Origin of the sequence: Streptomyces sp. NPDC056347 (assembly GCF_042262625.1) — a bacterium.
In the GTDB taxonomy this organism is placed as follows: domain Bacteria; phylum Actinomycetota; class Actinomycetes; order Streptomycetales; family Streptomycetaceae; genus Streptomyces.
In genome coordinates, this window is record NZ_JBHJQP010000145.1 from 1 (window position 1) to 21181 (window position 21181).

Consider the following 21181-nt stretch of genomic DNA (forward strand, 5'->3'; position numbering starts at 1 on the left):
GGTCCGGAGGTCCGGTCCCGCCCGGCGGCCGGGGCGGTCGTGAGGAGTGGTGGGCACGATCAGCGGATCGGCATGCCCGAGAGGGTCCGGGCGATGACCAGGCGCTGGATCTCGCTGGTGCCCTCGAAGATCGTGTAGATGGCCGCGTCGCGGTGCATCCGCTCCACCGGGTACTCCCGGGTGAAGCCGTTGCCGCCGAGGATCTGGATGGCCTGGGCGGTGACCTTCTTGGCCGTCTCGCTGGCGTACAGCTTGGACATGGAGCCCTCGGCGGAGGTGAACGGCTTGCCGGTGGTCGCCATCCAGGAGGCACGCCAGACCAGCAGCCGCGCCGCGTCGATCTGCGTACGCATGTCGGCGAGCTGGAAGGCGACGCCCTGGTTGTCGATGATCGGGCGGCCGAACTGGGTGCGGGTCTTCGCGTAGTCCAGCGCCACCTCGTACGCGGCGCGGGCGGTGCCGACCGCCATCGCGCCGACCGCCGGGCGGGACGCCTCGAAGGTGGCCATCGCGGCGTTCTTCACCCGCTCACCGCCACCGGCCGCGGCCCGCTCGCGGGCCCGCGCCAGGCGCTCGTCGAGCTTCTCCTTCCCGCCGAGCAGGCAGTGACCGGGCACCCGCACGTCCTCCAGGACGACCTCGGCGGTGTGCGAGGCGCGGATGCCGTGCTTCTTGAACTTCTGGCCCTGGGACAGGCCGGGGGTGTCCGGCGGCACGATGAAGGAGGCGTGGCCCTTGGAGCCCAGCTCCGGGTCCACCACGGCGACGACCACGTGGACGTTGGCGATGCCGCCGTTGGTCGCCCAGGTCTTGGTGCCGTTGAGCACCCATTCGTCCTTGGCCTCGTCGTACACCGCGCGGGTACGCATCGAGGCGACGTCGGAGCCCGCGTCCGGCTCGGAGGAGCAGAAGGCGGCGACCTTGACGTCCTGGGCGTCGCCGTACATCTGCGGTATCCAGGTGCCGATCTGCTCCTCGGTGCCGTTGGCGAGGACGCCCACGGCCGCCAGGCCCGTACCGACGATGGACAGGGCGATGCCCGCGTCCCCCCAGAACAGCTCCTCCATCGCCATCGGGATGCCGAGCCCCGTCGGGTCGAAGAACTGCTGCGCGTAGAAGTCGAGGGAGTAGATGCCGACCTTGGCGGCTTCCTGGATGACGGGCCAGGGCGTCTCCTCGCGCTCGTCCCATTCCGAGGCCGCCGGACGGATCACGTCCGCGGCGAAACCGTGAAGCCAGTCACGTACCTGCTTCTGGTCGTCGTTGAGTTCGAGCGTGAACTCCGCCATCTTCCCCTCCACGTACTGCCGTGAAAAAACCACTCGTTACTTGCGGTAACCGCAGTCTGTTACCGACAAGTAGCCTCTGTCAACCGCCCCGGTCCGGATCCGCTCCGAGCTGGGCGGAGTGTTACGTTGCGCAGGCAGAACGCAGGCGCAGGGCCAGGGGCGGGGAGAGACGGTATGGAGAGCACACGACAGGCAGAGCGCCAGCGGACGGCGGCCGAGAATCGCCGTCGCGAGCTGCTCGAAGCCGCCGACCGGGTGGTGCTCAGGGACGGCCCCGGCGCCTCGATGAACGCCATCGCGGCGGAGGCGGGCATCACCAAGCCCATCCTCTACCGGCACTTCGGGGACAAGGGAGGCCTCTACCGCGCCCTCGCCAAGCGCCACACCGACGCCCTGCTGATCGCGCTGCGCGCCGCGCTGGACGCCCCCTCCGAGCGCCGTCGGCGCGTCGAGTCGACGCTCGACACCTATCTCGCGGCCATCGAGGCCCGCCCGCAGGTCTACCGGTTCCTGATGCACCCGTCCGACGACGCGGCCCCCTCGACGGAGCACGGCTTCGACGTCGGACGGCACTCGGCGCCGCTGCTGCGCAGACTCGGCGAGGAACTCGCCCTGGTGATAGCCGAGCGGGTGGACCTGGGGCCGGACAGCGAGGCCATGGCCCGCATCTGGGGCCACGGCATCGTCGGCATGATGCACGCGGCGGGCGACTGGTGGCTGGGTGAGCGCCCGTGCTCCCGCGAGCAGTTGGTACGCAGTCTCGCCGATCTGCTGTGGGGCAGGCTGGCCGCGGCGGCCGACCGGCCGGGCGGCCCCGGCTTCTGAGCCGCCGCACACCGAAACCCCGGATGCCCGGGCCCGGCGGAAGCCGTCAGCCGGTGCGCGCCCAGGGCGCCCGACCGGCCGCGCGCAGCGCCCTGCGACGGCGCAGCCCGGTCAACCGGTCGGTGTAGACGGTGCCTTCGAGGTGGTCGCACTCGTGCTGGAGGCAGCGCGCGAAGAAGCCGGTGCCCGTGACCCTGACCGGCTCGCCGGTCGTCGTGACGCCCTCGACGACGGCCCGGTCGAAGCGCTCGGTGCCCGCCTCGATGCCGGGCAGCGAGAGACAGCCCTCCGGACCGCGTACGGTGACGCCGTCGGCCTCGACGAGCCTCGGGTTGACCAGGTGGCCGAGGTGGCGGACGTCGTCGTCGTCCGGGCAGTCGTAGACGAACACCCGTAGCGGAACACCGATCTGGTTGGCCGCGAGGCCGACGCCCTCGGCCGCGTACATGGTGGCGTACATGTCCTCGACGAGCCGGGCGAGCGGGGGGCCGAAGTCCGTGACGGGTTCGCAGACCTGGTGCAGCACCGGATCACCGAGCAGGCTCATGGCACGAATCAGTCCGGAACTGCCGGGGATCGGGCGGTTTCGCATGCCCGCAATCGTACGTTCCGCAGGTCCCCGGCCTTCGCGGCGGTGCCAGGGTGCGGCCTTCGCGCCGGACATCGATAGGCTGGGCGGCGGACCGATGCAAGGAGGATCTAGGACGATGGCAGGCAACACGGAGCCGCTGTCGCCACGAGCCAAGCTGGCCGTGACGGCGGGCAAAGCCGCGGCGGCGGTGTCACGCGCCGCGGGGCGCGGCAGCGGATCGGTGATCGGCGGCCGGGTGGCGCTCAAGCTCGACCCCGACCTGCTGGGGCGGCTGGCGCAGCACCTGGACGTGATCCTCGTGTCGGCGACGAACGGCAAGACGACGACGACCCGGCTGATCGCCGAGGCGCTGCGGGCCGCGGGCCCGGTCGTGTCGAACGCGCTCGGCGCCAATATGCCCGCGGGCATCACCTCGGCGCTGGCGGGCGGCTCGGACGCGCAGTACGGCGTGATCGAGGTCGACGAGAAGTATCTCGCCGGGGTCGCGCGCGACACGACCCCCAAGGTGATCGCGCTGCTCAACCTCTCCCGCGACCAGCTGGACCGCGCGGCGGAGACCCGGATGCTGGCGGAGAAGTGGCGTGAGGGGCTCTCCGGCTCGAAGGCCGTGATCGTGGCCAACGCCGACGACCCGCTGATCGTCTGGGCCGCTTCCTCCTCGCCCAACGTGGTGTGGGTGGCGGCCGGTCAGGCGTGGAAGGACGACGCCTGGTCCTGCCCCGCCTGCGGCGGTGTGATGCAGCGCCCCGGCGACGACTGGTTCTGCGGCGAGTGCGGATTCCGCAGGCCCGCCCCGAGCTGGGTGCTGCACGGCGACTACGTCCTGGACCCGCACGGTTCGGCCTGGCCGATCCACCTTCAGCTGCCCGGCCGCGCCAACAAGGCCAACGCCACCAGCTCCGCCGCCGTGGCCGCCGTCTTCGGTGTGCCACCGCAGGTCGCGCTGGAGCGCATGTACCAGGTGCAGGCGGTCGCCGGCCGGTACGACGTGGTGTCCTTCCTCGGCCGTGAGCTGCGGCTGCTGCTGGCGAAGAACCCGGCGGGCTGGCTGGAGACGTTCTCCCTGATCGACCCCCCGCCCACGCCGGTGATCCTCTCCGTCAACGCGCGCGGCGCCGACGGAACCGACACCTCCTGGCTGTGGGACGTGGACTACACGCAGCTCGCCGGACACCCGATCTTCGTGCTCGGTGACCGCAAGCTGGACCTGGCGGTCCGCCTCGAGGTGGCCGGTCTCGACTTCCGGGTCTGCGAGACCCTGGACGAGGCCGTGCAGCAGGCGCCGCCCGGCCGTATCGAGGTCATTGCCAACTACACCGCTTTCCAGGACCTGCGCCGTCGTGTCGGCAACTGACCCCGGGCCCGGCCACATCCGGAGAGGACGAAGCATGAGCAACAACGGTCTGCGCCTGGTCTGGGTCTACCCCGACCTGCTGAGCACCTACGGCGACCAGGGCAACGCGCTGGTGGTGGAGCGCCGGGCCCGGCAGCGCGGTCTGGATGTGCAGCGCGTCGACGTGCGCAGCGACCAGCCGGTCCCGACGTCCGGCGACATCTACCTGATCGGTGGCGGTGAGGACCGGCCGCAGCGTCTCGCCGCGGAGCGGCTGCGCCGGGACGGCGGGCTCAGCCGGGCCGCGTCGAACGGCGCGATCATCTTCTCGGTCTGCGCGGGCTACCAGATCCTCGGCCACGAGTTCATCAACGATCTCGGTGAGCGCGAGCCCGGCCTCGGGCTGCTCGACGTGGTCTCCACCCGTGGCGAGGGGGCCCGCTGCGTCGGTGACGTGCTGGCCGACATCGACCCGCGGCTCGGGCTGCCGCCGCTGACGGGCTTCGAGAACCACCAGGGCGTCACGCATCTCGGCCCGACGGCGCGGCCGTTCGCCCGGGTGCAGCTCGGCCGGGGCAACGGCACCGGCGACGGCACCGAGGGCGCGTACAACGACACCGTCTTCGGTACGTACATGCACGGTCCGGTGATGGCGCGCAACCCGCTGATCGCGGACCTGCTGCTGAAGCTGGCCCTCGATGTCAACGCGCTGCCGCCGACGGACGACCGCTGGTACGAGGCGCTGCGCACCGAGCGCATCGCCTCCGCGACACAGCCCGCCTGATGAGGCGTATTTCGCTCTTCTGAGCGAATCCCAGCAGGTGGACGCCTGGTTCGGTCCCGCCACCCCACGCCGGTAGGGTGGCGGGGAACCAGCCGGACGACGGGGTCCGGTCGTCGGCCCACGTTGCAAAGGTTTCCCGGGCAATGCGAATTGGTGTGCTCACCTCCGGCGGCGACTGCCCCGGCCTCAACGCCGTCATCCGTTCCGTCGTGCACCGCGCGGTGGTCGACCACGGCGACGAGGTCATCGGCTTCCACGACGGCTGGAAGGGTCTGCTGGAGTGCGACTACCGCAAGCTTGACCTCGACGCGGTGGGCGGCATCCTCGCCCGTGGTGGCACGATCCTCGGCTCCTCCCGGGTCCAGCCCGCCCATCTGCGCGGCGGCGTCGAGCAGGCCCGGGGCCATGTCACCGACCTCGGTCTGGACGCGATCATCCCGATCGGCGGCGAGGGCACGCTGAAGGCGGCCAGTCTGCTCTCCGAGGCGGGGCTGCCGATCGTCGGTGTCCCGAAGACCATCGACAACGACATCGCCTCCACGGATGTGACCTTCGGTTTCGACACCGCCGTAGGGGTCGCGACGGAGGCGCTCGACCGGCTCAAGACGACCGCCGAATCGCATCAGCGGGTGCTGATCGTGGAGGTCATGGGCCGCCACACCGGCTGGATCGCGCTGCACTCGGGCATGGCGGCCGGTGCGCACGCCATCGTCGTACCGGAGCGCCCCTTCGACATAGACGAGCTGACCGAGCTGGTCGGCAGGCGCTTCTCGGCCGGGAAGAAGTTCGCGATCGTGGTCGTCGCGGAGGGTGCCAAGCCGCGCGCGGGCTCGTCGATGGAGATCGCGCAGGGCACCAAGGACATCTACGGTCACGAGCGGTTCGCCGGTATGGCGACCCGGCTCTCCACCGAGCTGGAGCAGCGGCTCGGCAAGGAGGCCCGTCCGGTGATACTCGGCCACGTCCAGCGCGGCGGTACGCCGACCGCGTACGACCGGGTGCTCGCCACCCGGTTCGGCTGGCACGCGGTGGAGGCGGCGCACCGCGGTGAGTTCGGCATGATGACGGCGCTGCGCGGCACGGACATCGTGATGGTGCCGCTGAGCGAGGCCGTGGAGACGCTGAAGACCGTCCCGTCCGAGCGGTACGCCGAGGCGGAGTGCGTGCTCTGAGCGACACCCGGTCCACTGGACTGCCCCGGCCGCAGCTGCGGCCGGGGGCAGTTCTACTCTGGTCGGGACAACCGGCACGAATCGGGGAAGCCCCCGGCGGGAGTGAACAGATGGATCACAGCGGGCACGGCATGAACATGGACCTGCCGCCGTTCACGCTGGGACGGGGGCTCCAGTTCTCCGCGGAACCCTTCTTCCTCATCGGCTGCGTACTCGCCATCGGCCTGTACGCGTACGCCGTACTGCGCCTGCGCAGACGCGGAGACAGCTGGCCGGTCGGCCGGACCGTTTTCTTCGTCGTGGGTGTGCTGAGCATCGCCCTGGTGATGTGCACCAAGCTCAACGACTACGGCATGGTCATGTTCAGCGTGCACATGGTGCAGCACATGGTGATCAGCATGCTGTCGCCGATCCTGCTGCTGCTGGGCGCCCCGGTGACCCTGGCGTTGCGCGCGCTGCCGGTCGCGGGGCGCGGCCGGACCGGCCCGCGCGAGCTGCTGCTCAAGCTGCTGCACAGCCGGTACATGCGGGTGATCACGCATCCGGCCTTCACGATTCCGATGTTCATCGCGAGCCTGTACGCGCTGTACTTCACCCCGCTCTTCGACTTCCTGATGGGCTCGAAGACCGGCCACATCGCGATGATGGTGCACTTCCTCGCGGTCGGTCTGGTGTTCTTCTGGCCGATCATGGGCGTCGACCCGGGTCCGCACCGGCCCGGCTACGTGATGCGCATGCTGGAGCTGTTCGCCGGGATGCCGTTCCACGCGTTCTTCGGGATCGCGCTGATGATGGCGTCGACGCCGATGGTGGGGACGTACCAGCATCCGCCGGCCTCGCTGGGCATCGACGCGCTGAGCGACCAGAGCTGGGCCGGTGGCATCGCCTGGGCCTTCAGCGAGATTCCGTCGGTGCTGGTCCTGATCGCGCTCGTCTACCAGTGGTACCACTCCGAGCAACGGACGGCGAAGCGCTCCGACCGGGCGGCCGACCGTGACGGTGACCAGGAGCTGGAGGCGTACAACGCGTATCTCGCCTCATTGCAGGCGCGCGGGCAGTAGCGCCGGGCACGCCTCAGGGGTGACGATGGCCTCCACGGCCACACGGCCGATGAGGAGGGTGCGGGCATGTCCGGATCCACGAAGGCCATGGGAGTACTCACGCTGGCGGCCCTGGTCGTGGTCACCGCCTACACGGTGGCCCTGGGGAGCAGCGGCTGGCTCTGGTTCGGGTGGGTGGTGCTCGGCCTGATCACCCTGGGGATGGCGGCGACGCGCGAGTCCTGAGGCCGCTTCTCTTTCCCGAAGCCCCCTTCATCCATCGATGAAGGGGGCTTCGGGCGTTCCGCGGGCCCGGGCGGCGCGCCGCGGACAGAACATCTTTCTCCGGTTCCGGGCACACCGGCCGTGACCTGCGAATCTCGCGAGCGAATCGGCTCGCTTCCGGTTCCCGCAGGCCATGCGGTCGCGCTTCAACTCTTGACAGGTGCGTGTCACCGCGTCACCTTGGGAGCGCTCCCACAGTCAAGACTCGCACACGGGGACGGCCGGACGGCCGTCCTCGGGAGCACTCCTGAACGCCGGGTTCCACCCTCCCCGGGACCCGGTGCGGGCAGCGCGCCCCGAGCCTCTGCCCCGGTACGGCACCATCCCCGAGGTCCGCGGGCCGACCTCCCGCGGGCACCCGAGAGAATCACGGAGCCGCAATGAGAAGGACAGGCACCATCTCGCACCGGACCACCTCCCGAAGGTCCGCCGCGCTCTGCGCCCTCGCGCTGGGCGCGGCGCTGACCGTCGCCCTCCCCGCGCCGGCCTCGGCCGCGGCCCGGGTGGACAACCCCTACGCGGGTGCCACCCCATACGTGAATCCCGACTGGTCCGCCAGGGCCGCCGCCGAACCGGGCGGCAGTGCCATCGCCGACGAGCCCTCGTTCGTCTGGATGGACCGCATCGCGGCCATCACGGGCACCGCGGGTGCCCGTGGACTGCGGGCGCACCTCGACACGGCGCTGGCCCAGGGCGCCGACCTCTTCCAGGTGGTCATCTACGACCTGCCGGGACGGGACTGCGCCGCACTGGCCTCCAACGGCGAGCTCGGCGCCACCGAGATCGGCCGGTACAAGAGCGAGTACATCGACCCCATCGCCGCCATCCTCGCCGACCCGGCCTACGCGGGCCTGCGCATCGTCGCCCTCATCGAGCCGGACTCGCTGCCGAACCTGGTGACCAACGCCGGCGGCTCGGACGGCTCCACCGACGCCTGCGCGACCATGAAGGCGAACGGCAACTACGAGAAGGGGGTCGGCTACGCCCTGCACACCCTGGGCGCGATCCCCAACGTCTACAACTACGTCGACGCCGCCCACCACGGCTGGCTGGGCTGGGACTCCAACTTCACACCGGCCGCGCAGGAGTTCAAGAAGGCCGCGACCACCGAGGGGGCCGCCGTCTCCGACGTGCACGGCTTCATCGTCAACACGGCCAACTACTCGGCCCTGAAGGAGCCCTACGTCAAGATCACCGACTCGGTGAACGGGACGACGGTGCGCCAGTCGAAGTGGGTGGACTGGAACTACTACGTCGACGAGCTGTCGTTCGCGCAGGCCTTCCGCTCCGAGCTGGTACGCCAGGGCTTCGCCTCGGACATCGGGATGCTGATCGACACGGCCCGCAACGGCTGGGGCGGCTCGGCCCGGCCCACCTCGGCGGGGCCGCAGACCGGCGTGGACGCCTATGTCGACGGCGGCCGGGTGGACCGGCGCATCCACGCCGGCAACTGGTGCAACCAGAGCGGAGCGGGCATCGGCGAGCGGCCGGCCGCCGCCCCCGAACCGGGCATCGACGCCTACGTCTGGGCGAAGCCGCCGGGCGAGTCGGACGGCAACAGCCAGCCCGTCGACAACGACGAGGGCAAGGGCTTCGACCGGATGTGCGACCCGACGTACACCGGGAACGGACGCAACGGCTACAACCCGTCGGGGGCCCTGCCGGGCGCCCCGCTCGCGGGTCACTGGTTCTCCGCGCAGTTCCAGGAGCTGCTGCGCAACGCCTACCCGCCGCTGGCCTGACCCGCGGCGCACCGGGCACGGGCGGCGGTGGGGCCCGCCCGGCCATGGCCGCCCCCTGTCGCTCCGGCGGCAGGGGGTGGCCGTGCTTCCTCAGGCCTGCTGGAGCCCCGGGTGGCCCGACTCGGTCACGTAGGAGGTCCGGGTCGAGACGGGGGCGCCGGGAGTGGTGACGTACGGGAGGACCCGGAAGTCGGCTCTGCACCGCTCCCGGGTCAGTGAGCAGCGTACGTAACCGCGCTGGAAGTTGGTGAACTTGATGTGCTCGTTGGCGGCGAGCAGTTTCGCGCCGGACGGGTCGAGATCCATTCCGTCCTTGGTGGTGGAGATCGACGAGCCGACGAATTCGACGCCGAGCGTGGGTGATCCCGGGTCGTCGAAGTCCTGTTTGAGGTTGGCGGCGAGGTGGCGGTGCATGTCCCCGGTGAGGACGACGGGGTTGCTCACATTTCGGTCGGTGATCTCTTTGAACAGACGTCGGCGGGCGTCCACATATCCGTCCCAGAAGTCCATCACGAAGGACTGACCGGGGCCGGGGTCGGTGTCGACCTGGGTCACCGGAATCTGCTGCGAGATCATGTTCCACGTGGTGTCGGAGCGGCCCAGGCCCCGGTAGAGCCACTGCTCCTGTTCGGCGCCGAGGATGGTGCGGCCGGGGGTCAGGCGTTCGTCGCAGCCGCTCCTGGTGCCGTCGCCGCAGGGCTGGTCGTCGCGGAAGAGCCGGGTGTCCAGGATGTGGAAGGTGGCCATCCGCCCGTAGCGGAGCCGGCGGTACATCCGGGCCTCGAAGCCGTGCGGTTTGTTCGGGAGCCGCAGCGGGAGGTGCTCGTAGTACGCCTGGAAGGCGGCCGCGGCGCGCTGACGGAAGACCGCCGGATCCTGGTCGGGCTCGTTGTCGGCCTTGGACTTGTCGCCCGCCCAGTTGTCCTCGACCTCGTGGTCGTCCCAGACCAGGGCGAAGGGGTGTGCCTGGTGGGCGGCGATCAGGTCGGGGTCGAAGCGGTGCAGGGCGTGGCGGTTGCGGTACTGGACGAGGTTCATCGGCTCGGGGCGCAGTTCCGCGTCGACCGGGACGTTGCGTACGCCGCCCATGGCGTCGATGGCGTTCTCGTAGATGTAGTCGCCGAGGTGCAGGATCAGGTCGACGTCCTCCTCGGCGAGGTGCCGGTAGGCGGTGTAGAAGCCCTCGAACCACGCCTGGCAGGAGACGAAGGCGAAGTCGATGCCCCTGGGCAGACTGTTCGGCGGGGGCGCGGTGCGGGTGCGGCCGACGGGGCTGAGGACGCCACCGGCGCGGAAGCGGTAGTAGTAGTGCCGGTCCGGCTGGAGTCCGGAGACCTCCACATGGACGGAGTGGGCGAGCTCGGGCACCGCGCGGGCCCTGCCCCGGCGCACCACGTGGCGGAAGCGGTCGTCCTGGGCGACTTCCCACTGCACGTCGACGGCGTTCGGCGGCATGCCCCCGTTCCCGTCGGGCGCGAGGGGATGGGGGGCCAGCCGGGTCCACAGCACGACCCCGTCCGGCCACGGGTCGCCGGACGCCACCCCCAGAGCGAACGGATTCTCGCGGAAGCGGCTGTCGCCCCAGGCCCGGCCCGCCGACAGCCCGGCCGCGGCGAGGGCCAGCCCGGCGGTCCCGCCGAGCATCATTCGTCTTCCGAGCACTCCGGTACCACCTGACCCACTGTTCATTTGCATGAAACTCGTCCCTTCGTCGAACGGAATTCCGTCCGGTACGAGGTGGGATCGGCGCGTGATTTCACGCCCGTCCATGTGGTAATCACAGCGTGAATATCACAGGGGAATCATGAGCCACAAGACTACTCGCGCATGGTCATTTTGCCGTTCACAGGCGCTTAGTTGGGGATACATCGACCATTTCCGAGGTGGCCGACGACAGCCCGGCGACACTCTTGACACCCCTTGGGCCTGCTCATAGTCTCCACGCCACAGAATTAACGTTAGATTTCACATCGGGAAATTCGGTGCGACGGAAGGACGTGCTCGTGTCCGGTGTCCGGAGGCTGCGGCCGTACGCGCTGCGCTGCGAGCACCGCACCACTCCGCTGGGGATCGACGAGCCCGCGCCCCGGCTCTCCTGGCGGCTGGCCTCCGGTCTGCGGGGCGACGACCCCGTGGCCCACCGGGTCCGGGTCGCCGGAAGCGCCGAGGACCTGGACGACGACGGCCGACTGATCTGGGACACCGGACGGGTGGCCGACCGAGTCGCGACGGCGGTCGACTACGCGGGGCCGGTACTCGCGGGCCTCACCCGCTTCCACTGGCGGGTCTCGGTGTGGCCGGCCTCCTCCGGGGCCCCGGCCGAGGCCGACTCGTGGTTCGAGACCGGCTTCACCCCCGCGGACCGGTGGCATGCGGTGTGGATCGGCCAGGGACCGTGCCCGGTCGATGTCATGGACGCACCTACCGAGGGCGAGTTCGCGCTCGACGACCGCGGGCTCGCCCCCTGTCCCCTGTTACGCCGCTCCTTCACCGCCCCGGCCGGTGCCCGCGGCCGCGTCCACGTCAGCGCACGCGGTCTGTACGAGCTGCGGCTCAACGGGGAGCGGGTCGGCGACGCCGAGCTGGCCCCCGGCTGGACGGACTACCGCCACCGCGTCCAGTACCAGACGTACGACGTCACCGCGTTGCTGCGGGAGGGCGAGAACGTCCTCGCGGCCACCGTGGCCGACGGCTGGTGGAGCGGGTTCGTGGGGTTCGAGCCGCGCCGGGCCGGGGCGCACTACGGCTCGGCCCCGCAGTTCCTGGCCGAGCTCCGGCTGACCGGGCCGGACGGCGACAGCACCGTGATCGCCACCGACGGGAGCTGGCGCACCGCCACAGGAACGATCCGCCACGCCGATCTGCTGATGGGCGAATGCCACGATCTGCGGTACGCGGCCGAGGGCTGGGAGCTGCCCGGTTTCGACGACTCCGGCTGGCCGTCCGCCCTGGTCACCGACACGGATCACGGACTCCTCGTGGCCGGTGCCGACGAGCCGGTACGGGCCATGGCCGAGCTGCGCCCGCGTTCGGTGAAACGTCACTCCGGGGGCGTCCGCGTCGTCGACTTCGGCCAGAACCTCGCCGGGCGCCTGCGCCTGAGCATCCGTCACCTCGCCCCGGGCGCCCGGGTGGTGATCCGGCACGCCGAGGTGCTGGACGACTCGGGACGGCTGTACACGGCCAATCTGCGTACCGCCGCCGCGACCGATGTGCTCGTCGGGGACGGCCGCGAGCACATCGTGTTCGAGCCCCGCTTCACGTACCACGGCTTCCGGTACGCGGAGATCAGCGGCCTCGACGAGTCGGCCGAGCCGGACGTCGTGGCCGTGGTCCTGCACAGCGACACACCATGGGCCGGGGAGTTCGACTGCTCGGACGCGGGACTGCGGCAGCTGCACGAGTGCGTGGCCTGGGGCCAGCGCTCGAACTTCGTCAGCGTGCCCACGGACTGCCCGCAGCGCGACGAACGGCTCGGCTGGCTGGCCGACGCGCAGGTCTTCCTCCCGACCGCCGCGCTCAACGCGGACGTCGCCGCGTTCTTCACCAAGTGGCTGCGCGACGTCGACGACGCCCGCACCCCGGACGGCGGCTTCACCAATGTGGCGCCGCGCCTGGTGGGGGTGGCCGACGAGGGCGCGCCCGGCTGGGCCGACGCCGGGGTGATCATCCCGTGGCACCTGTACCGCAGCTACGACGATCCCCGGTTCCTCGCCCGGTCCCTGGATTCCATGTGCGCCTGGGTCGATCTGGTGCACCGGCACAATCCTGATCTGGTCTGGCGCCACCGGGTGGGCCCGCACTTCTCGGACTGGCTCGCGCCCGGCACGCCCACCCCGCGCGAGGTCGTGGCCACCGCGTACTTCGCGCACAGCGCCCGGCTGACCGCCGAGGCCGCCGGGGTGCTGGGCCACCGGGAGCGGGAGCGGCGCTACCGCCGGCTGGCCGAGGACATCCGCCGTACGTTCGCCGAACGCTTCGTCACGAGCCGTGGGCCGACCGGTGGGGAAGCCGGCGGGGGGACGGGCGGGGAACCGGTCGTGCGGATCGCGGGCGACACCCAGACCGGGTATCTCCTCGCGCTCGCCTTCGAGCTGCTGCCCGCCGGGCAGGCCGCCGGTGCCGCGCGCCGGCTCGCCGGGCTCGTCGAGTCGGCCGGGCCGGCGCTGCTGACCGGTTTCCTCGGAGTGGCGCTCGCCGCCCCCGTCCTCGACGCCCACGGCCGGTCCGACCTCGCGCACGCGCTGCTGCTGCGCGAGGAGGTGCCGTCGTGGCGGTTCCCGCTGCTGCACGGCGCCACCACGATCTGGGAGAGGTGGGACGGCTGGACGCCCGGCGAAGGGTTCCGGGCGCCGAAGATGAACTCCTTCAACCACTACGCGCTCGGCTCGATCGGCGAGTGGCTGTACCGGGGCGTCGCGGGCCTGGACCAGGCACCGGACTCCACGGGGTACCGGAAGCTGCTGATCAGGCCGCGCCCCGGCGGTCTCGGCCACGCGAGCGCCCGGCACGAATCGGTGCGCGGCACCGTCGCGGTGGCCTGGGAGCGGCACGGCGGGCTGATCTCCCTGCGCGTCACGGTGCCGCCCGGGGCCACCGCCGAGGTGCACCTGCCGACCACGGACCCCGGCTCGGTCCGCGAGTCGGGGCTGGTGCCCGGGCCCGACGTCCCCCACCTCACCCGGGTCCGCATCGCCCCCGGCCACGTGCTCTACCACGTGGGTTCGGGCTCCTACCACTTCACCGCCGCCCATCCCCCGGCCGAGGGCCGCTCCGGAACACCCGGGGCCCACCGGCCGCCGCCGTCGCCCGCCCCCGGCCGACGCGCACCAGGCTCGTACGAGGAGGACACACCATGACGACGGGTTCTCGCTTCCGGCCGGACCGGAGCACGGTCGGCCGCCGGGGATTCCTCCGGATCGGTGGCGGGGTGGCGGCGCTCGCCGCCCTGCCCCCCGCCCTGACGGCCTGCTCGCAGGACGGCGGCGGCTCCGGCAAGGTCCGCGTCGTCGGCGTCGCCGACCAGCAGAAGCCCGTCGAGGAGCTGGTCTCCCGCTACCGGGCGGCCCACTCCGACGCCGCTTTCGCCACGTCCTTCGCCCCCACCGACCAGGTGCAGACGGTGCTGCGCACCCAGCTGGCCGGCGGCAACGCCCCCGATGTGCACGTGCTCTATCCCGGCAGCGGCAGCGCCATGTCCATGGTCGAGCTGGCCAGGGCCGGGCTGCTGGCCGACCTGAGCGATCAGCCCTGGACCGAGAAGGTCCCGGCGAACTTCCACCCGGCGTACCAGTACCGCGGCAAAACGTATCTCTACTCGGCGGGCAGCAGCGTCATCGGCGCCATCCACAACAAGAAGGCCTTCGCCGAGGCCGGGGTCGAGCCCCCGAGGACCTGGGACGAGCTCCTCGACGTCTGCGCGAAGCTGAAGTCCAAGGGCATCATCCCGATCGCGCTCGGCACCCAGACCCCGTGGGTCACCCAGCTGATCACCTATGCCCTGGTCCCCAACGCCGTCTACGCGAAGGACCCCGGCTTCGCCGCCGACATGGCCTCCGGCAAAGCGCACTTCCGCGGCTCCGGATGGGCCGACGCGCTGGGCAAGTACCAGGAGCTGCAGCGCCGGGGCTTCTTCAACGAGAACCCCAACGGCACGACGTACGAGCAGCAGACCTCGATGGTCGCGAGCGGCCGGGCCGCGATGGCCGTGCAGGTCTCCGCCGTACTGGCCGGCTTCCGTCAGGCGGCGCGTGACCCGCAGGACCTGGGGATGTTCCCCTTCCCCGGCGGGGACGACCCCGGGAAGCTGTGGATCCCGGCGGGCATCGTGGTGGGCCTGGGGGTCTCCGCGCGGTCCCGCAAGGACGGGGCGAAGGAGTTCGTCGAGTTCCTCGGGAAGCAGGAGAACATCGACCGCTGGGCGCAGTCCGTGGCGGCGATCCCCTTCAAACGCGGCGCCACCACGAGGACCGACCCCGCCCTCGACGGCTTCCTGCCCCTCATCGACGACAACCGGGCGGTGCCGTTCATGGACCAGAGCTGGCCCAACGCCGAGGTGCAGCCCGCCCATTTCGCCGCCGTGCAGGACCTCCTCGCGGGCAAGACGGACATCGACGGGGCACTCGGCCAGATGGACGAGGCGTACGGGAAGAAGTCGTGACGAGCACCTCCGAGAAGACCGTCCCGGACGCACCGGGGCAGGGCGGGGCCGGTCCGCGCGCCGGCGGCGGCCGGACCGTACGCCACCGCGACCACACCGTGCCGCCGTGGCTCTTCGTCGCCCCGGCCCTGATCGTCTACGCCGTCGTCGTGCTCTACCCGAGCCTGGCGGGGGTGATGTACGCCTTCACCGACTGGTCCGGGATCGGCGGCTTCTCCTTCACCGGCCTGGACAACTTCCGTGCCCTGCTCGACGACAGCCGGGCCCTGGAGTCGGTCGGCAACACCCTGCTCCTCACCGTCGCCGTGGTCGTCGTGCAGAACGGCATCGGGCTGCTGCTCGCACTCGGTGTCCACGCCAACATCAAGTCGCGGGCGGTGCTGCGGCTGGTCTTCTTCGCACCGGCCGTGGTCAGCCCCGTCATGGTCGCGATCCTCTGGAAGTACATCTACAACCCGGAGAACGGCGCCGGTCTCAACGGCGTCCTCGGCGCGGTCGGGCTCGGCTCGCTGCGCCAGGACTGGCTGGGCGATCCCTCGCTCGCCCTGTGGTCCGTCGCCGCGATGGTGGTGTGGCAGTACGCGGGCTACTCGATGGTGGTTTTCCTGGCCGGTCTCCAGGGGGTCCCCGCCGAACTCCACGAAGCCGCGCGCATCGACGGCGCGGGCTCCTGGCAGCGCTTCCGCTACGTCACCTGGCCGCTGCTGGCCCCGGCGCTGACGATCAATCTGATGCTGTCGACCATCGGCGGCCTCAAACTCTTCGACCAGGTCTACGCCGCCACCAACGGCGGACCCGGCACATCCAGCGAGACCCTGTCGACCGTTCTGTACAAGGAGGCGTTCGTCTACGGGAAGTTCGGCTACAGCACCGCCGTCGCCCTGGTCCTCGCGCTGTTCGTCGCCGCCGTCTCCCTGGTCCAGCTCCGCTATCTGCGCGCGCGGGAGGTCACCGCATGAGTACCACCACGGCCCCGGACCGCCGGGGCCGCACGCTGCCCTTCGGGCGGTACGCCCTGGAACTGCTGATGATCGCCGTCGCCGTCGCCTTCCTCTTCCCGGTGTACGCCCTGGTCACCCTGGCCCTGAAGGACCCCCGGCAGATCTCCGAGTCGCCGCTCGCGCCGCCCTCGCCGCCCACCCTCGGCAACTTCGGCGATGCCTGGTCCTCGGCCTCCCTGGGGCCCGCCCTGGTCAACAGCACCGTCATCACCGGCGTCAGCCTGCTGCTCCTGATCGTCCTCGGCTCCACCGGGGCGTACTACCTCGCCCGCTGCGCCCGGGGGCTCGGCTACGGTCTGTACGTACTGTTCCTGCTGGGCATCGTGCTGCCCTTCCAGCTCGGCATGATCCCGCTGTACAAACTGGTCGACGGCCTCGGCTGGCTCGGCACGTACCAGGGCATGGTGCTCTTCTACACCGGCATCCAGCTGCCGTTCACCGTCTTCCTGTACACCGGGTTCGTACGGGCCCTGCCGCAGGACTACGCGCAGGCCGCGCTGATCGACGGCTGCAACCACCGACAGGCGTTCACCCGGGTCGTGTTCCCCCTGCTGCGCCCGATCACCGGCACCGTGATCATCCTGAACGCGGTGTTCGTGTGGAACGACTTCTTCACCCCACTGCTGTATCTGGGCGGTTCCGCCAGGGAGACCGTGCCGGTGGGCATCTTCGCGTTCGTCGGGCAGTACGTTTCGGACTACGGGCTCGTCTTCGCCGGCCTGGTGCTCGCCGCGCTGCCGGTCCTGATCGTCTTCGTGATCCTCCAGCGCTATGTGATCAAGGGCTTCGCGGGCGGCCTCAAGGGCTGAGGAGCGCTCATGACGGACCCGGTGCACGGGCTTCTGCCCGAGCGCCTCGCGGCGGTCCTGGCCGGTCCGCCGCGCGCCTTCTCCCCCGTCGCGATCTGGTGGTGGAGCGGGGAACGGCTCGACCGGGCCCGGCTGCGGGCGCAGCTGGAGCGCTTCGCCGAGGGCGGGGTGCATCAGCTGGTGGTGCTCAACCTGGCCCCGTCCGGCCCGCTGTTCGGCTCGGACGCCGACGACCCGCCGTTCCTCTCCGAGGCCTGGTGGGAACTGTTCGGCGGGGTCTGCGAGGACGCCCGTGCGCTGGGCACCGGTCTCTGGTTCTACGACCAGCTCGGCTTCTCCGGTGCCGACCTCCAGGCCCGGCTGGTCGACGAGCGGCCCGGGTACGCGGGCCGCCGGCTCGGCCGGATCGGGGCCGTGGTGGAGGGCCCGGCGGACAAGCCCGGCGAGCTGCGGTGTCCGGCGGGCGGGCGGGCGCTGGCGGGCAGCGCCGAACCGGTGGACGGCGAGGGCCGGGCCACCGGTCCGGCGGTGCGGGTGGCGGTGACGGACGGGGCGGTGCGGGCGCCGGGCGGCGGCCGGTGGCGGCTGACGCTCCATCACGACGAGGCGCTCGGCTTCGACTATCTCGGTGCCGGGGCATGCGCGGCGCTGCTGGACCGGGTGCACGGGGAGTTCGAGCGGCGGCTCGGCGGCCTGCTCGGGTCGGTGGTGGTGGGCTCCTTCCAGGACGAGCTGCCGTCGCTGCCGACCTGGTCGGCCGGGTTCGCCGAGGCCTTTCGGCGGCTGCGCGGCTACGACATCACCGACCGGCTCGACGCCCTGTACGCCGACACGGCGGACCCGGACGCCGGCCGGGTGCGCCGCGACTACCACCTGACCCGCGCCGAGCTCGCCGAGGCGGCCTTCTTCCGGCCGCTGGCCGCCTGGCACGAGCGGCACGGGCTGCTCGTCGGCTGCGACCAGCAGGACCCCGCCCGCGCCGGGCACCCGGTGGCCGGCGTGGAGCTGTACGCCGACTACCCGCGGACCCACCGCTGGTTCTCGGCGCCCGGTTCGGACCATCACGGGGACGCCCGGGTCCACTCCTCGCTCGCCCACCTCTACGGCCGTCCCCGCACCTGGGTGGAGGCCTTCCACTCCACCGGCTGGGGCGGCACCCTGGAGGAGACCTTCGACTGGCTGCTGCCGTGGCTGCGGGCCGGGGCCACGCTCTACAACCCGCATGCCGTCTACTACACGACCAAGGGCGGCTGGTGGGAGTGGGCGCCCCCGGCGACCGACTGGCGTCAGCCCTACTGGCGCCATCACCGGATCTTCGCCGATGCCGTGGCCCGGCTGTGCGCGGCCCTGAGCCTCGGTCACCATCTGTGCGACGTCGCGGTCCTGCTGCCCACCACGACCGCGCAGGCGGGTGCCGCCCTGGACGGGGCGGCACCGGACGCGGCCCGCGCCCAGGCGGTGTACCTGGGGCTCGTCGGGGACATGGCCTGGTTCCGTACCCGTCCGGGCGCGCTGGACCGGCTGGGGGTGGACGCCGATGTCGTCGACGACGCGTCGGTGGCCCGTGCCGTGGTGTCCCGGCTCGCCGACGGGGTGCGGCTGCGGGTCGCGGCCGAGGCGTACGCCGCGGTGGTGCTGCCCTCGTGCACCGTCCTCGAAGCGGCGACCGCACGACGGCTGGTGGAGTTCGCCGTCGCGGGCGGGCTGCTGGTCGCGCTGGGCGCCCTGCCCGAACGGCTCGTCGGCCCCGGCGCCCCCGGACCCGCGACCGAGCTGCGGCGCTGCTTCGAGGACGGCCGGGCGGTCCTGGTGCCGCTGCCGGAGGGGGAATGGGGCCGGGCGGCGGACGAGGCGCTCGGCGCCGCGCTGGGCGGTCTGCGTCCCGTCGTCCGCGCGTCCGTTCCCGCGCTCGCGCGCCGGGTGGACGGCGCCACGGTGGTGTTCCTGACGGCGGGCTCCCCCCGGGCCAGCCGGGCGTCCGTCGCCGCGCCCGACGAGCGGGGGGCCGCGCTGGGCTGGCTGGACGCCCGCTACGACTTCGACCCCGGGCGCTGGGCGCGGCGGGCCCGGGTGCGGGTGCGGGGTGCGGCGGGTCCGGCCGTGCTGGTGGATCCGTTCGGCGGTGCGCCCCGGGGGCTGCCGGTGCTGCCCGTCGCGGGCGAGGAGCGGGCGGTGGAGGTCGAGGTCCCCTTCGACACGGGTCCGGCGGCGCTGCTGGTCTTCCCCGGGCCCGGGCCCGCCTCCGGCCCGGTGCCGCCCCTGCCGCCGGTGTGCCGCGCACCCGGTGTCACCGTCGCCGAGGTTCCGCCGGACGCGGAGTGGGACATGGTGCTCGTCCCGACGCTCGACGACACCTGGGGCGACTTCGCCCGCCCGGCGGCCGGTCCGCCCGGGGGCCCGGCCGTCGTGGAGTGCCGGACGTTCGGGCACCGGGTGGAGGCGGCCGGTGAGAACGGAGTCCGGGACGGGTGGGCCGTACCGTCCGCCTCCGGGACTTCGGCGCGGGAGACGGTGCACGCGACGTTCGGTCCGCGCGCGGTCGTGCTGCGGGAGGGGCCCGGCGGACGCGTCGCCTCGGCCGTCGAGTGGTCGGAGACCCTGGGCGTGTACAAGGATCCGGTGCACCGTGCGGTGCTGGGACCGAAGGGGCACGTACCGGAGGAGTTCGTCCGCCTCGGCCGGGCGGCCGCCGGTGTACCGGTGCGGCTGCGGGCGGCGCTGCATCTGGACGCGTCCTTCGACGGGCACCTCGTGCTCGGGGCGGCGGCGGCGAAGCGGGCCCGGCTCGACGGGGCGCCGGTGGTCCTGGACGACAGGGGCCATCTCGCGACGGGCCCGGTGCGGGCGGCGGCCGGGGTCCGAATGCTCGACGTGACCCTGACCCCCGGGCGGGACGGCGAACTGCGGGCCCATCTGGCGCTGGTGCGCGACGCCGGACGGTGCCTGCGCCCGGAGTGGATCCACGCCGCGGGAACGATGGGGACGACCCTGCGCCTCGCCGGACTCCCCGCCCGGGCCGTCGTCCAGCTGGCCTCCCGGGCGCCCTGCGTGCTCCGGGTGAACGGGCGGCTCGCCGGCAGGCAGGGCGGCTTCGACCCGTACGCGGAGCACGCGGTGCCCCGGGTGCGGCGCCACGACGTGACGGCGGCGCTGCGCCCCGGCTCCAACACCTTCACGGTGGAGACCCCCGCGGGCGAGGACCCGGTCCTGGTGGACGCGGTCTTCGAGGACCGGCACGGCGGGCGGCTCGCGGCCCTGCACAGCGACGGGAGCTGGTGGGCCGAGGGGCCGCAGGGACGCGGGCCGGTCCGGGTGCGCCGGGAGCCGGAGGGCGATCCGGCCGCGCTGTGCCTGCGCCGCCGCCCCCATCCGCTGCCCGGTGCCGCCTGGCTGGATCCGGACGCCGATGACGGCACCGTGCTCCCGGTGCGGTTCGCGGTCCCGGGCAGCCGGGGCGGGGTGGAGTGGCTGTGGTGCGAACTGCCGCCCGGATCCGTCTCGTTGACGGTGCCGTCGCATGGCCCGATCGACGTGTGGGTGGACGGTGCCGCGTGCCCGGTCAGCCGGTCCGCCGCCGATGCCCGGGGGGTGCGTACGGTGACGGCCGTGGTGCCGCCCGCCGTGTCGGGCGGGCCGAGGCGGGTGGCGCTGCGGGTGCGTACGCGCCCCGGTCACGAGGGGGGCGCGGCGCTGGCCGGGCCGGTGCGCTGCGTGACCGGCCCCGGGCTGATCCGGCTCGGCGACTGGGCGGGGCAGGGCCTTGCCGAGTACAGCGGCGGGGTGCGGTACGGCCGTACGGTGCCGCTGTCCGCCGAGGACGTCGCGGGGCGGGTGTCGCTGGACCTCGGACGGGTGCGGGGGACGGCGGAGGTGGAGGTCGGCGGGGCCGCGGCGGGGGTGCGGGTGTGCTCCCCGTACGTGTTCGATCTGACCGGTCTGGTCGTGGCCGGGGACAACACGGTGGAGATCACCGTGTTCAACACGCTGGCGCCCCGGATGGACGCCACGAGCCCGACCCATTTCGTCTTCTCCGGGCAGCGGGCCGGCGGCCTGTTCGGCCCCGTGCGGTTGCTTACCGGCCCGGCCTGAGCGGGCGCGGGCTCCGCGCGGAGTGCCGGACGTGCGCCCGGGGAGCGCCGCGTCCGGCAC

15 protein-coding genes are annotated in these 21181 nt (G+C 72.2%); 12 read left to right on the forward strand and 3 right to left on the reverse strand.

Annotated elements, in window-relative coordinates; genetic code table 11:
- Positions 1–59: 59 nt before the first annotated feature.
- Positions 60–1289, reverse strand: a complete 1230-nt coding sequence (locus ACFCV8_RS27325) for an acyl-CoA dehydrogenase family protein (RefSeq protein ID WP_376688113.1) — start codon at positions 1287–1289, stop codon at positions 60–62.
- 174 nt (positions 1290–1463) lie between these two features.
- Between ACFCV8_RS27325 and ACFCV8_RS27330 the strand changes: the two genes are divergently transcribed.
- Entirely contained in the window at positions 1464–2114 is a 651-nt protein-coding gene (locus tag ACFCV8_RS27330; RefSeq protein WP_376688114.1) for a TetR family transcriptional regulator, read from the forward strand.
- A 46-nt stretch (positions 2115–2160) separates the two neighbouring features.
- On the opposite strand, the gene def is transcribed toward ACFCV8_RS27330, so the two are convergent.
- The gene (gene def, locus ACFCV8_RS27335) at positions 2161–2706 is read right to left on the reverse strand and encodes a peptide deformylase (RefSeq protein WP_376688115.1); all 546 of its coding nucleotides are present in this window, start codon (positions 2704–2706) and stop codon (positions 2161–2163) included.
- 115 nt (positions 2707–2821) lie between these two features.
- Between def and ACFCV8_RS27340 the strand changes: the two genes are divergently transcribed.
- From ACFCV8_RS27340 to ACFCV8_RS27365, 6 genes are all read left to right on the forward strand, one after another.
- Complete coding sequence (locus ACFCV8_RS27340; RefSeq protein WP_376688116.1) at positions 2822–4060, forward strand: MurT ligase domain-containing protein; 1239 nt, start codon at positions 2822–2824, stop codon at positions 4058–4060.
- Positions 4061–4094: 34 nt separating this feature from the next.
- Positions 4095–4823, forward strand: coding sequence for a type 1 glutamine amidotransferase (locus ACFCV8_RS27345; protein ID WP_376688117.1), 729 nt, complete (start codon positions 4095–4097; stop codon positions 4821–4823).
- Between the two features lie 143 nt (positions 4824–4966).
- Positions 4967–5995 (forward strand): 6-phosphofructokinase, encoded by a 1029-nt coding sequence (locus ACFCV8_RS27350; RefSeq protein WP_376688118.1) that lies wholly within the window; start codon positions 4967–4969, stop codon positions 5993–5995.
- A 110-nt stretch (positions 5996–6105) separates the two neighbouring features.
- Positions 6106–7056: a cytochrome c oxidase assembly protein gene (locus ACFCV8_RS27355; protein ID WP_376688119.1), complete on the forward strand. Its 951-nt coding sequence runs from the start codon at positions 6106–6108 to the stop codon at positions 7054–7056.
- Between the two features lie 66 nt (positions 7057–7122).
- On the forward strand, positions 7123–7281 hold the full coding sequence (locus tag ACFCV8_RS27360; protein ID WP_326764231.1) for a hypothetical protein: 159 nt from the start codon (positions 7123–7125) through the stop codon (positions 7279–7281).
- Between the two features lie 419 nt (positions 7282–7700).
- Complete coding sequence (locus tag ACFCV8_RS27365; protein ID WP_376688120.1) at positions 7701–9062, forward strand: glycoside hydrolase family 6 protein; 1362 nt, start codon at positions 7701–7703, stop codon at positions 9060–9062.
- 90 nt (positions 9063–9152) lie between these two features.
- Here the strand turns inward: ACFCV8_RS27365 and ACFCV8_RS27370 are convergent, their stop codons facing one another.
- On the reverse strand, positions 9153–10751 hold the full coding sequence (locus ACFCV8_RS27370) for an alkaline phosphatase D family protein (RefSeq protein WP_376688121.1): 1599 nt from the start codon (positions 10749–10751) through the stop codon (positions 9153–9155).
- Between the two features lie 314 nt (positions 10752–11065).
- Here ACFCV8_RS27370 and ACFCV8_RS27375 point away from each other — a divergent pair, with 314 nt between their 5' ends.
- The 5 genes from ACFCV8_RS27375 to ACFCV8_RS27395 are packed head-to-tail and all read left to right on the forward strand — an operon-like array spanning position 11066 to position 21121.
- Positions 11066–13921 carry a family 78 glycoside hydrolase catalytic domain gene (locus ACFCV8_RS27375; protein WP_376688122.1) on the forward strand — a complete coding sequence of 952 codons (2856 nt, stop codon included), beginning with the start codon at positions 11066–11068 and terminating at the stop codon, positions 13919–13921.
- On the forward strand, positions 13918–15222 hold the full coding sequence (locus tag ACFCV8_RS27380; protein WP_376688123.1) for an extracellular solute-binding protein: 1305 nt from the start codon (positions 13918–13920) through the stop codon (positions 15220–15222). Before ACFCV8_RS27375 ends, ACFCV8_RS27380 begins: the two co-directional genes overlap by 4 nt.
- Complete coding sequence (locus ACFCV8_RS27385) at positions 15219–16181, forward strand: carbohydrate ABC transporter permease (protein ID WP_376688124.1); 963 nt, start codon at positions 15219–15221, stop codon at positions 16179–16181. Before ACFCV8_RS27380 ends, ACFCV8_RS27385 begins: the two co-directional genes overlap by 4 nt.
- Positions 16178–17032, forward strand: a complete 855-nt coding sequence (locus ACFCV8_RS27390) for a carbohydrate ABC transporter permease (protein ID WP_376688125.1) — start codon at positions 16178–16180, stop codon at positions 17030–17032. The genes ACFCV8_RS27385 and ACFCV8_RS27390 overlap by 4 nt, the downstream gene beginning before the upstream one ends.
- 9 nt (positions 17033–17041) lie before the next feature.
- Positions 17042–21121 (forward strand): hypothetical protein, encoded by a 4080-nt coding sequence (locus ACFCV8_RS27395; protein ID WP_376688126.1) that lies wholly within the window; start codon positions 17042–17044, stop codon positions 21119–21121.
- Positions 21122–21181: the final 60 nt, after the last annotated feature.

Bases quoted from the DNA above. Each gene is read 5' to 3' on its own strand.
- ACFCV8_RS27395 (WP_376688126.1), top strand. From the start codon at position 17,042: ATGACGGACCCGGTGCACGGGCTTCTGCCCGAGCGCCTCGCGGCGGTC.
- ACFCV8_RS27330 (WP_376688114.1), top strand. From the start codon at position 1,464: ATGGAGAGCACACGACAGGCAGAGCGCCAGCGGACGGCGGCCGAGAAT.
- ACFCV8_RS27360 (WP_326764231.1), top strand. From the start codon at position 7,123: ATGTCCGGATCCACGAAGGCCATGGGAGTACTCACGCTGGCGGCCCTG.
- ACFCV8_RS27325 (WP_376688113.1), bottom strand. From the start codon at position 1,289: ATGGCGGAGTTCACGCTCGAACTCAACGACGACCAGAAGCAGGTACGT.
- ACFCV8_RS27355 (WP_376688119.1), top strand. From the start codon at position 6,106: ATGGATCACAGCGGGCACGGCATGAACATGGACCTGCCGCCGTTCACG.
- ACFCV8_RS27365 (WP_376688120.1), top strand. From the start codon at position 7,701: ATGAGAAGGACAGGCACCATCTCGCACCGGACCACCTCCCGAAGGTCC.
- ACFCV8_RS27390 (WP_376688125.1), top strand. From the start codon at position 16,178: ATGAGTACCACCACGGCCCCGGACCGCCGGGGCCGCACGCTGCCCTTC.
- ACFCV8_RS27370 (WP_376688121.1), bottom strand. From the start codon at position 10,751: ATGAACAGTGGGTCAGGTGGTACCGGAGTGCTCGGAAGACGAATGATG.
- ACFCV8_RS27345 (WP_376688117.1), top strand. From the start codon at position 4,095: ATGAGCAACAACGGTCTGCGCCTGGTCTGGGTCTACCCCGACCTGCTG.
- ACFCV8_RS27350 (WP_376688118.1), top strand. From the start codon at position 4,967: ATGCGAATTGGTGTGCTCACCTCCGGCGGCGACTGCCCCGGCCTCAAC.
- ACFCV8_RS27380 (WP_376688123.1), top strand. From the start codon at position 13,918: ATGACGACGGGTTCTCGCTTCCGGCCGGACCGGAGCACGGTCGGCCGC.
- def (WP_376688115.1), bottom strand. From the start codon at position 2,706: ATGCGAAACCGCCCGATCCCCGGCAGTTCCGGACTGATTCGTGCCATG.
- ACFCV8_RS27340 (WP_376688116.1), top strand. From the start codon at position 2,822: ATGGCAGGCAACACGGAGCCGCTGTCGCCACGAGCCAAGCTGGCCGTG.